Below are 10,440 nucleotides of genomic sequence, written 5' to 3'. Positions count from 1 at the left end.
GGAAGGAAATTGGGGAGTGAGGGATGGGGAGTTGGGAGAGGGGGGGTTGGGGCGATGGGGAGAAAGAATTGTCCCCCTTGTCCCCCTTGTCTCAATACCGTTGGTGTTAACGTATGTAGAGACTAGCAAGTGCAACGTCTCTACAAGGGTTTTGGGTTCACAAATATTCTTAACCGAACCGTATTGTCCCCACTCCTCCACTCCCCTTACCTGCAAATAAAATACGTAACAGCTTAATTTTCTCTTTTCTGGTGGGTACTCTGACTTATAAGCCTTTAACAATAAGTCCAGGTATACCATTCATGTTTAAAAAATATCAACTTTGTCAGCGGTTTTTTAGCACCTCCAACATGGTGCTGTTTTCTTCCTCTGCGTTTTTGGTGTTGGCGACATCAACGTTTACTTTACCAGGAAGCAAGGTACTTGCCCAGGAAAATGTTGTCACTCAAGATTTAGAAGCGGCTAGTTATTACCAGCAGGGAGTGATACGCTATAACCGCAATGATTTACTGAGTGCTGAATATGCCTTTCGTCAAGCGTTGCAGCGAGATCCAAATTTGGGGCTGGCACGCAATTACTTGGGTAATATTTTTTTACAGCAAAATCGTTTGGAAGCAGCAGTGCAAGAGTATGCAGAAGCGATTAGGATGAATCCTGATTTGGGTGAGGCTTATTATAACCTAGCTTTAGCCTTGCAAAAACAAGGACAAAAAGAAGCGGCAATTACAGCTTATCGTCAAGCGTTGGTGATAGAGCCAACAATGGTAGCAGCACATTATAACTTGGGATTGGCACTGTACCAACAAGGTCAGCTTCTTGAAGCGATCGCCGAATATCAGCAAGCAATTAATCTTGATAGTAGTAATGCCAATGCATATTTTAACTTAGCGATCGCCTTACAAAAGCAAGGTGAAATACCCGAAGCGATCGCTGCTTATCGTCAAGCGGTGCAGTTAAATCCTAAAAATGCGATCGCTTACTCTAATCTGGGCAGTCTGCTAGCTAGTCTTGGTCAAGCTTCAGAGGCTGTTAACGCTTACAAGCAAGCACTTAGTCAAAATCCTAAGAATGCCTTAGCTTATTACAACTTAGGAGTAACTTTCTACAATCAAGGCGAAATTAATAAAGCTAATGCAGCATTTAAACGTGCCCGCAATGAATACCGCGAATTAGGCAACCTTCCAGAAGCTTATAAGGTTGAGCAACTAATGCTGCAAATTGCCCAAAAGAAAAGCCAACCTGAAGTTACTCAAACCTCAATTCCCTCGGAAACACCAACTTCTACTAACAATCAAGAAACACCAAATCTACCAGAAACTCCTCCAACCGAAACACAAAGCAATCCTGGGGATGTACCAATTTCAGTTGAACAACAGCCCCTAAAGCCCCCAGAAATGCCAAATCTACCAGAAACCCCTCTAGAAACTCCAGCGAACCTGAGCGGTAAGGGGTAATGGGGAGGAGCGGAGGAGCGGAGGAGCGGAGGAGCGGAGGAGCGGAGGAGCGGAGGAGCGGAGTGGGGAGGAGCGGAGGAGCGGAGGAGCGGAGGAGCGGAGTGGGGAGTGGGGAGGAGCGGAGGAGCGGAGGAGCGGAGGAGCGGAGGAGCGGAGTTGGGAATTCCTAAATTGGCAACCTATTAATATCTTTGTTGCAGCCAATAACTACTATTGCTGAACCGCGTTCTAAACGCTTGTTTGGGTCAGGATTAATGATAAGTTTGCCATTGTGACTCATTGCCAGCAAATTTAACCCGTAGCGGTTACGAAGTTGAAGTTCGGCGATAGTTCGGCGATGAAATTCATCCGGTACAATAAGTTCTACAATACTGTGTTCGCCGTCTAACTCAAATCGTTCGAGGATGGCAGGTTGAGTAAGCGATCGCGCTAGGGCACAACCTGCCTCATCTTCTGGATATACTACATAGTCTGCCCCAACTTTCAGCAATAACTTTCTGTGAACTTCTGAGGAAGCTTTCGCGACAACATAGGGAACACCCGCTTCTTTCAAATTCAATGTGGTAATAATGCTTTCTTGCAGATAATTACCAATAGCAACAATTACCGTTTCTAAGTCAAAAATTCCGGCTTCTTTTAATGCTGCTGGTTCTGTAGAATCTAGTTGCAAAGCATGAGTAGCAAGCTGATCGTTCATGATTTGGCAGACACGTTTTTTCTCAATGTCTGTCGCTAGAACTTCGTAACCTAAATTATGTAATGTTGAGCAAACTGCTAGTCCAAAGCGTCCCAAACCGATAACTCCGAACTGTTTGTTACCTCGGCGCAAACTACAAAAGAAATTTAAAGAAGATAAATTCACGCTTTTTCCCTTTTTTCAATAAAATAATATTTAACCTACTAGCAAATTATCCTCTGGATATTCAATTGAACTAGGGGAAGAATCTCCGGTGAGAGCAGATATAAAAAGTAAAACGCCAACTCTGCCAATGTACATAGTAAAAACTAATATCAGTTTAGCAGGAGCAGATAAAATTGCTGTGATGCCAGTTGAAAGACCAACAGTTGCAAAAGCTGAGACAACCTCAAACAATATTTGCAGAAAACTCAACTCTAGATCAGTGAGTGCAATTAATATCGTTGCGAGCATCACTGCTCCTAATGAACCAACAGCGACACCGACCGCTTTTAAAATTAAAGATATTGGTATTTGACGTCGATACATTAAAACTTGCTCTTTTCCTTGTAAAATTGTTTTGGTACAACTGGTTAAAACTCTCAGGGTGGTTGTTTTAATTCCCCCTGCCATACTACCAGGACTACCGCCAATAAACATGAGCGCGATCGCAATAAATAAAGATGCTTGGTTCATTTTGCCAATATCAATCGTATTAAAGCCAGAAGTTCTAGTACTGACAGATAGAAAAAATGCCGCCATCAACTTATTGCCAAAGCTTAAAGAACCAAAAGTTGCATGATTTTTGTATTCTGCCAACACAAAGGCAATAGTACCAATCATTAAAAGCATTAAAGCCGTGCTGGTGGCAACTTTAAAGTTTAGAGAAAATAAGAAACGCCCAGGTTTTTTATTTTTGCGATCGCCTACCCATAAATAAAATTCTAAAATGACTTCATAACCAATTCCCCCGAAAATAATTAATCCGCTAATTACCAAGTTGAGTAATACTGATGATTGATAATGAATAAAACTATCCTTCAACAAGCTAAAACTACCATTAGTCCATGCGCTAACGCTATGAAAAATAGATAACCACAAACCTTGATAAAATCCATAGTCGGGGACAAAAACGGGTAAAATTAGAAAAACTCCCGTAATTTCAAAAATAAGTGTAGTCGCAATAATCGAGCGGACTAATTGTGCACCACCGTGGATTCCTCGGTTGTCTAAAGCTTGTTGCAGTGCTACTTTATCTCGCAGATTAAATTTGCGACCTAGCAACAACAGCAAAAAAGTTGTTGCTGTCATGTAACCCAGTCCCCCAATCTGCATCAACACCAGAATTAACAATTGTCCCCAAAAAGAGAAATATGTACCGATATCAACAACTGATAAACCTGTAACGCAAACTGCGGATGTGGAGGTGAATAAAGCCACAATTAAGTCATTCCACGTACCATTGCTGGTAGAAAAAGGCATCATCAGTAAAATTGTTCCTACAGCAATCACAGCCAGAAAACCCAAGCAAATTGTGCGAGCAACAGTCATATCAAGGTAAAATTTCTAAATTTAAATTTTTATAGGGAAAATAAATGGGGTTTACCCTCCCTGAAAACAAAAACACTTTTATCTAATTAAAAACACACATGGTAGCCTACCAATATGTTTGATTAGGGATTAGGGGCACTTAGACTAGGGGCTAGAGGTTAGAGGAGCAATAAGCAAAAAAAGGTGCGGAGTGAGAAAAAATTTTTTACAGTCCAAGCGTCCAAGCGTCCCCATACCCATTACCCTATAAATTTATGAGTGCAACACTTTACCAACAAATTCAGCAGTTTTACGATGCTTCCTCCGGTCTGTGGGAAGAAATTTGGGGTGAACATATGCATCACGGCTACTATGGTGCAGATGGAAAGCTGAAAAAAGACCGTCGTCAAGCGCAAATAGACTTAATCGAAGAAATACTCAAGTGGTCGGGGGTGCAGCAAGCAGAGAATATCCTCGATGTGGGTTGTGGAATTGGTGGTAGTTCTTTATACTTGGCAAACAAGTTTAATGCCTCGGCAACGGGGATTACTCTGAGTCCCGTGCAAGCCGCTAGAGCCACCGAACGCGCTCAAGAGGCTGGTTTGAGTGGTAGATGTCATTTTCAGGTGGCAAATGCTCAAGAAATGCCCTTTGCTGACGATTCTTTTGACTTGGTTTGGTCGCTGGAAAGTGGCGAGCATATGCCGGATAAAGCCAAGTTTTTGCAAGAGTGTTATCGGGTGCTAAAAAAAAGTGGAACTTTGATTATGGTGACTTGGTGTCATCGTCCGATTGATGAGTCACCTTTGAGTGCAGATGAACAAAAGCATTTGCAGGATATTTACCGGGTGTATTGTTTGCCTTATGTGATTTCTTTGCCTGAGTATGAAGCGATCGCTTGCGAACTCCCATTACAAAATATCCGCACTGCTGATTGGTCTATTGCTGTTGCCCCATTTTGGAATATAGTCATTGATTCGGCGTTTACTCCCCAAGCAATTTTCGGATTATTGCGATCGGGTTGGAGTACTATTGTTGGAGCGCTATCCCTGGGGTTGATGCGTCATGGTTATGAACGTGGTTTAATTCGATTTGGGTTGTTATGTGGAAATAAAAGAGGGAATGGGTAGTAAATAGGAGGAGGGGAAAAGGGGAGGAGCAAAGACTAATCAGCAACCATCAACTGTCAACCAACAAAGTCTTTTGAATCAAATATTATTATGAGTCAGATTTCTAAGCCAGGGTCTTCTAATTTTGTGGGTGGCTGGTTGTATGCTTTTTGGAAGTTTTCCCGTCCACATACGATTATTGGCACTACTTTGAGTGTGTTGGGTTTGTATTTGATTGCGAGCGCTACGTCATCTTCTTTTCCTAGCTTCGGGCAATTTTTTGCAGCATGGATTGCTTGTCTGTGTGGCAATGTTTATATTGTCGGGCTGAATCAATTAGAAGATGTAGAAATTGACAAAATTAATAAGCCTCATTTGCCAATAGCAGCGGGAGAATTTTCGCACCGCACGGGACAATTAATTGTAGGTATTGCTGGTGCGATCGCACTCGCTATAGCGTGGCTGGGGGGACCATTCTTATTAGGGTTGGTAACTATTAGTTTGGCGATTGGGACGGCTTATTCTTTACCACCAATTCGCTTAAAGCAGTTTCCTTTTTGGGCGGCTTTGTGTATTTTTAGTGTGCGCGGGGCTATTGTGAATTTGGGGCTGTTTTTGCACTTTAATTGGCTGTTGCAAACAAATAAAGGAATTCCGTCTGCGGTGTGGGTTTTGACGGTGTTTATTGTGGTGTTTAGCTTTGCGATCGCTATCTTTAAAGATATCCCCGATATGGAAGGCGATCGCCTCTACAATATCACTACTTTTACTCTCCAACTCGGTCAAAAGTCAGTGTTTAATTTGGCGCTTTGGGTGTTAAGTGTTTGCTATGTTGGTATGATTTTAGTGGGTGTACTACGTCTGGCAGAAGTTAATCCAGTTTTTGTGGTAATTACTCATCTGGCAGCCCTGGGTTTAATGTGGTTTCAAAGTAAGTCGGTTGACTTGCAAGATAAAAACGCGATCGCCAAATTTTATCAATTCATCTGGAAACTATTTTTCGTCGAATATCTGATTTTCCCTATTGCTTGTCTTTTGGCTTAACATCATGTCTGAAATTCCCTCAAGTTCAATTTTTGCTATTGCTGTAGTCATCCTCGCTATCGCTATTTTGATTTATTTCTCGGCGAAAACCTTGATAACTTCAAATTTATTTCAAGAAGGAGTAACTCTTTATCAAAAAGAAGATTATCCAGGTGCAGAAGCGATTTTTCGCAAAGTAATTTCAATTAACTCTACTAATGATGTGGTTCGCTTGTTGTTGGGAGATGTCTTGACCCAACAAGGTAATTTAGATTCAGCAGCGGAAATCTTTGGTGAAGTGATTAATCGCAGTCCCAAATATGCTGATGCTTACTTGCGTCTGTCTAATGTTCTCATGCAACAAGAGAAGCGAGAAGAAGCGATCAAAAACTTGCAATTAGCTAAAGATTTATTGCAAAAACAACGACAAACCGAAAAAGTTGAGAAAATCACTCAAATATTAGATAAAATGACAGCTAGATCAAAGAAATTATCATAGATATAATCAAAGACAAAGTAAGCATTTAAACAAAATGTAGAGATGTTAGTAAAAATGCTGAAAATAAATTTGCTGACTGCAACTATTATCGGCTTATGTTTGACAAATATTAATACTGCTTTTGGTGTGATTGTCAGCGTAGGTGAAGGAAATAAAACAGACGTATCCCAGACGGTAGCACCTTTTAACAAAAACGCAGTTGCTAGCTTCCAAGAAGGTGTAAATCTTTATGAACAAGGAGATTTAAAGGGGTCGGAAGCAGCTTTTAGGAAAGCAATCGAGTTGCAACCAAACTTTGCTAAAGCTTATATAGGTTTGGGAAATACTCTTGACGATCAAGGGAAGTCAAATGACGCGATCGCTCAATACAAAAAAGCGATTAGCCTAGAACCAAAAGAATCTGGAGCATACTTTAATTTAGGTTTGACTTTAGCAAGACTGAATAAGTTAGATGATGCGATCGCTCAATATAAAAAAGGAATTAGCCTCAATCCCACATATGTATCGGCTCATTACAACTTGGCATCAGCATTGTACGCTCAAGATAAGCTAACAGAAGCAGTCGCTGAATATACAGAAACAATTCGTCTCGATCCCAAGTATGTACAAGCTTACAACGGTTTAGGAAATGCCCTAGACGATCAAGGTAAACCAACTGAAGCGATCGCTCAATACAAAAAAGCCATTAACCTAGATCCTAACAATGCCTACACCTACTATAATTTAGCAGTAACTTTGGCACGGCAACAACAGCTAGATGATGCGAGTGTTGCTTTAAAAAAAGCCAGAGAATTATTTCAAATACAAAAAAACTCCGAGATGCTTCAGCGAGTTGATCAACTCTTTCAAAAAATCAACACCCGACAAGTAAATTAAACTTTTAATCTTAACTCGTAGTGAGCGGTTTACCGCTCAAATCTTCGACTTTAAGCACTCTCCCTGCTGACTACATTAAATCGCGTTTATCTGCGGTTCAAAATCCTCCATAAATCATGACTAAACAAAAAGGTAAAGTTTACCTGGTAGGTGCAGGATTAGGAGATGTCGCATACCTCACCGTCAAAGCTTATCATCTCTTAGCTCAAGCAGAAGTTTTAGTTTACGATGCTTTAGTAGATGCCCAACTATTAGAATTAGTACCACCTAATTGTCTCAAATTAGATGTAGGCAAACGTGGTGGTAAACCGAGTACACCGCAAGTTGAAATTAACAACTTACTCGTCAGGCATTGCCAGCAAAATCAACAAGTTGTACGCTTAAAATCAGGTGATCCATTTATTTTTGGACGCTGTACTTCGGAAATTGAAGCTTTAAAAAATGCAGGTTGTCAGTTTGAAGTAGTACCAGGAATTTCCTCAGCTCTAGCAGCACCGTTACTTGCAGGAATTCCCCTGACAGATCCAGTTTTAAGTCGATGTTTTGCAGTATTCACAGCCCATGAACCAGATGCTTTAGATTGGGAGTCACTATCACGTTTAGAGACCCTGGTAATTTTGATGGGAGGGCAAAATCTACCTGAAATTGTACATCAATTGCTGCGATATGGGCGATCGCGTTTAACACACATTGCCATTATCCGTTGGGCAGGTACTCCCCAAGAAAAAATTATCATCGCTCAACTTGACAATATTCTCGAAGAAACCGCTGGAGAATCTTTATCACCAGTAGTAATAGTCATTGGGGAAGTTGTCGGGTTACGCAGATACCTGCAATCTGAGAATATAGACTAAGACAATTCTTACTAGCCACCCCCACCTATGTCAAATAACCTCCCCCCATTCCCCCACCCCAAATCCCCCCATCTCCCCCTCTCCCCCTCCTCTCTCCCCCTCGTCGGTAAAAGAATCTTAGTTACACGTTCAGTTGGACAATCGAGTCAATTTAGCGATCGCCTGACCGAAGTTGGTGCTACTGTGATTGAAATGCCAACATTAGAAATCGTTTCCCCTTCGAGTTGGTCAGGTTTAGATCGTGCGATCGCGCATTTACCCGATTTTCATTGGTTAATTCTCACTTCCACCAATGCCATAGATTACTTTTTTGAAAGGCTGAACACACAAAATAAAGATAACCGTGCTTTAGCTAAAATCAAAATTGCCGTTGTCGGTGAAAAAACCGCTCAGAGTCTTAAACAAAGAAGTTTGCAACCAGACTTTATTCCCCCCAATTTTATTGCAGATTCGTTAATAGCAAACTTTCCCGAAGAACTGACAGGAAAAAAGATATTATTTCCTAGAGTTGAAAGCGGTGGAAGAGAAGTTTTAGTCAAAGAATTCACCACTAAAGGTGCAGAGGTAACAGAAGTTGCCGCATATCAATCTTGCTGTCCAAATAGCATCCCACCAGCAGCAGAATTAGCATTGCAAAATAAAAGTGTGGATATTATTACTTTTGCTAGTTCTAAAACTGTACAATGTTTCAATAAAATGACAACAAAACTATTTTCAGAATCACTGACAAATTCTTTACAAGGGATTTGTATTGCTTCTATTGGTCCTCAAACCTCTAAAGATTGTCGTTCTTTACTTGGACGTGTAGATGTTGAAGCTGAAGAACATACTTTAGAAGGATTAACCCAAGCCTTGATAAAATGGGTTGTTAGTTGTTAGTTGATAGTTGTTAGTGGTTGGTTGTTAGTTGTTCATCATGCACTAACTCCTAACTCCTAACTCCTAACTCCTAACTCCCAACTCCTAACTCCTAACTCCTAACTCCTAACTCCCAACTCCTAACTCGTAATTAATGAAACGTATAATTGGTTTAACTGGAGGTATTGCCACAGGCAAAAGTACTGTAGCAAATTATTTAGCTACAGCTTACAACTTGCCAATTTTCGATGCAGATATATATGCTAGGGACGCAGTAGCTGTGGATTCACCAATTCTGCAAGCGATCGCTCAACGTTATGGAGAACAAATTTTACTTGCAGATAAAAGCCTCAACCGGATAAAACTCGGCGAAATTATCTTTAACAATCAAGCAGAACGCAGTTGGGTAGAGAATTTGATTCATCCTTACGTCCGCGATAGGTTTTTACGTGCAATTACTGAAGGTCTTAAAACCTTGGTGTTAGTTGTACCTTTATTATTTGAAGCAGAAATGACAGATTTAGTTACAGAAATTTGGGTAGTAAGCTGTTTAGAGCAACAACAATTAGCAAGATTAATGCAGCGGAATAATCTAACTTTAGAACAAGCACAAGCCAGAATTAAGAGTCAAATGCCGATTACCGAAAAAGCAGCGCGTGCTGATATTGTGTTAGATAACAACTCTACTGAAGATGCATTGTTAAAACAAGTAGATTTGGCTTTATTAAGATTAGAGTGACAACCGTTCAACAAAAGCTTGATGTTCTGTTGAATTCAAACCTTCTTGCAGCACCGCTAAAACTTTAGTCATTTCTCCTGTTAATAGCGCTGTCATATCTAACCACAAGCCTGGAAATATCCGACTTTTAATTATACCATTTGCATCAGCTTCTAATGTTACATACTCATCATTTTGCAAGCTGAACCAATCAACTTTATTTTCCAAAATCTGCCAGACAATATATTCTTGCACGCCATTGCGACGGTATGCGCGTTTCTTATCATACAAATCATTTGATGCACTACTAGCGGAAACTTCTGCCACTAACTCTGGGGCACCTTCAATGTAGTCATCTTCACTAATTTTTGCCTGTCCTCCCAATTTTTCATCTATTAATAATAGAACATCAGGCTGTGGTTCATTATCTAAATCTAGACGAACTGTAGCATTATCACCTAACTCTACTCCTGGGGTGGAAACTTTGTAAGTTCCCAACCAGATGATTAAATCACCGTGAGGTTGTCCATGACTTTTAAAGCGTAATGGTGATGACACGTAGACGACTCCTTCAATTAATTCTGCTTTCTTAAGGTGCGGCATTGCTGTATAGCGACGCTCAAATTCGTGACGGCTGAGTCTATCGCCACTTTCTAAAGGTGGTATCTTGCTTAAGCTACGTTCTATAGAAGCTGTCATTGAAGAAGTCCTTGTTTGTGGGATGCTTTTTCTAAATAATCAAAGCTCTTTTTAGCCTAATTCTTTGATGCTAATCTAGCCTTATTGTAATCAAAATTATTCAATTACAACTTTGCTCCTCCGGTACAGACGTTCCGTCGGAAC

Annotated in this window: 12 protein-coding genes; 8 read left to right on the top strand and 4 right to left on the bottom strand. The window is 40.7% G+C overall.

Features of this window, described 5'->3' with window-relative positions:
- On the bottom strand, positions 1 to 300 hold a 300-nt coding region (locus OGM63_RS05475), incomplete at its 3' end, for a hypothetical protein (protein WP_263744488.1).
- A 2-nt stretch (positions 301 to 302) separates the two neighbouring features.
- On the opposite strand from OGM63_RS05475, the gene OGM63_RS05470 reads away from it, so the two are divergent.
- Positions 303 to 1,454 (top strand): tetratricopeptide repeat protein, encoded by a 1,152-nt coding sequence (locus tag OGM63_RS05470; RefSeq protein ID WP_263744487.1) that lies wholly within the window; start codon positions 303 to 305, stop codon positions 1,452 to 1,454.
- A 166-nt stretch (positions 1,455 to 1,620) separates the two neighbouring features.
- On the opposite strand, the gene OGM63_RS05465 is transcribed toward OGM63_RS05470, so the two are convergent.
- Both OGM63_RS05465 and OGM63_RS05460 read right to left on the bottom strand, forming a co-directional pair.
- Positions 1,621 to 2,316, bottom strand: a complete 696-nt coding sequence (locus OGM63_RS05465) for a potassium channel family protein (protein WP_263744486.1) — start codon at positions 2,314 to 2,316, stop codon at positions 1,621 to 1,623.
- Positions 2,317 to 2,346: 30 nt separating this feature from the next.
- Positions 2,347 to 3,681 carry a TrkH family potassium uptake protein gene (locus tag OGM63_RS05460; RefSeq protein WP_263744485.1) on the bottom strand — a complete coding sequence of 445 codons (1,335 nt, stop codon included), beginning with the start codon at positions 3,679 to 3,681 and terminating at the stop codon, positions 2,347 to 2,349.
- Between the two features lie 254 nt (positions 3,682 to 3,935).
- Here OGM63_RS05460 and OGM63_RS05455 point away from each other — a divergent pair, with 254 nt between their 5' ends.
- The 7 genes from OGM63_RS05455 (at position 3,936) to coaE (ending at position 9,618) form a co-directional block, all read left to right on the top strand.
- Positions 3,936 to 4,790, top strand: a complete 855-nt coding sequence (locus tag OGM63_RS05455; RefSeq protein ID WP_263744484.1) for a methyltransferase domain-containing protein — start codon at positions 3,936 to 3,938, stop codon at positions 4,788 to 4,790.
- 90 nt (positions 4,791 to 4,880) lie between these two features.
- Entirely contained in the window at positions 4,881 to 5,813 is a 933-nt protein-coding gene (locus OGM63_RS05450) for a homogentisate phytyltransferase (RefSeq protein ID WP_263744483.1), read from the top strand.
- 4 nt (positions 5,814 to 5,817) lie between these two features.
- On the top strand, positions 5,818 to 6,291 hold the full coding sequence (locus OGM63_RS05445) for a tetratricopeptide repeat protein (protein ID WP_263744482.1): 474 nt from the start codon (positions 5,818 to 5,820) through the stop codon (positions 6,289 to 6,291).
- A 54-nt stretch (positions 6,292 to 6,345) separates the two neighbouring features.
- The gene (locus OGM63_RS05440; RefSeq protein WP_263744481.1) at positions 6,346 to 7,167 is read left to right on the top strand and encodes a tetratricopeptide repeat protein; all 822 of its coding nucleotides are present in this window, start codon (positions 6,346 to 6,348) and stop codon (positions 7,165 to 7,167) included.
- A 116-nt stretch (positions 7,168 to 7,283) separates the two neighbouring features.
- Entirely contained in the window at positions 7,284 to 8,021 is a 738-nt protein-coding gene (cobA, locus tag OGM63_RS29750) for a uroporphyrinogen-III C-methyltransferase (RefSeq protein WP_375340458.1), read from the top strand.
- Positions 8,022 to 8,048: 27 nt separating this feature from the next.
- Positions 8,049 to 8,900 carry a uroporphyrinogen-III synthase gene (locus OGM63_RS29745; protein ID WP_375340457.1) on the top strand — a complete coding sequence of 284 codons (852 nt, stop codon included), beginning with the start codon at positions 8,049 to 8,051 and terminating at the stop codon, positions 8,898 to 8,900.
- Between the two features lie 133 nt (positions 8,901 to 9,033).
- On the top strand, positions 9,034 to 9,618 hold the full coding sequence (gene coaE / locus OGM63_RS05430) for a dephospho-CoA kinase (protein ID WP_263744480.1): 585 nt from the start codon (positions 9,034 to 9,036) through the stop codon (positions 9,616 to 9,618).
- Here coaE and OGM63_RS05425 read toward each other — a convergent pair.
- Positions 9,610 to 10,296 (bottom strand): Uma2 family endonuclease, encoded by a 687-nt coding sequence (locus OGM63_RS05425; protein WP_263744479.1) that lies wholly within the window; start codon positions 10,294 to 10,296, stop codon positions 9,610 to 9,612. The two genes, coaE and OGM63_RS05425, sit on opposite strands and share 9 nt — an antisense overlap.
- Positions 10,297 to 10,440 lie beyond the last annotated feature (144 nt).

Origin of the sequence: Plectonema radiosum NIES-515 (assembly GCF_025753815.1) — a bacterium.
GTDB classification, from domain to species: domain Bacteria; phylum Cyanobacteriota; class Cyanobacteriia; order Cyanobacteriales; family Nostocaceae; genus Hassallia; species Hassallia radiosum_A.
Note: the sequence above shows the minus strand (reverse complement) of the source record. Positions and strands in the feature narration are given on the sequence as shown.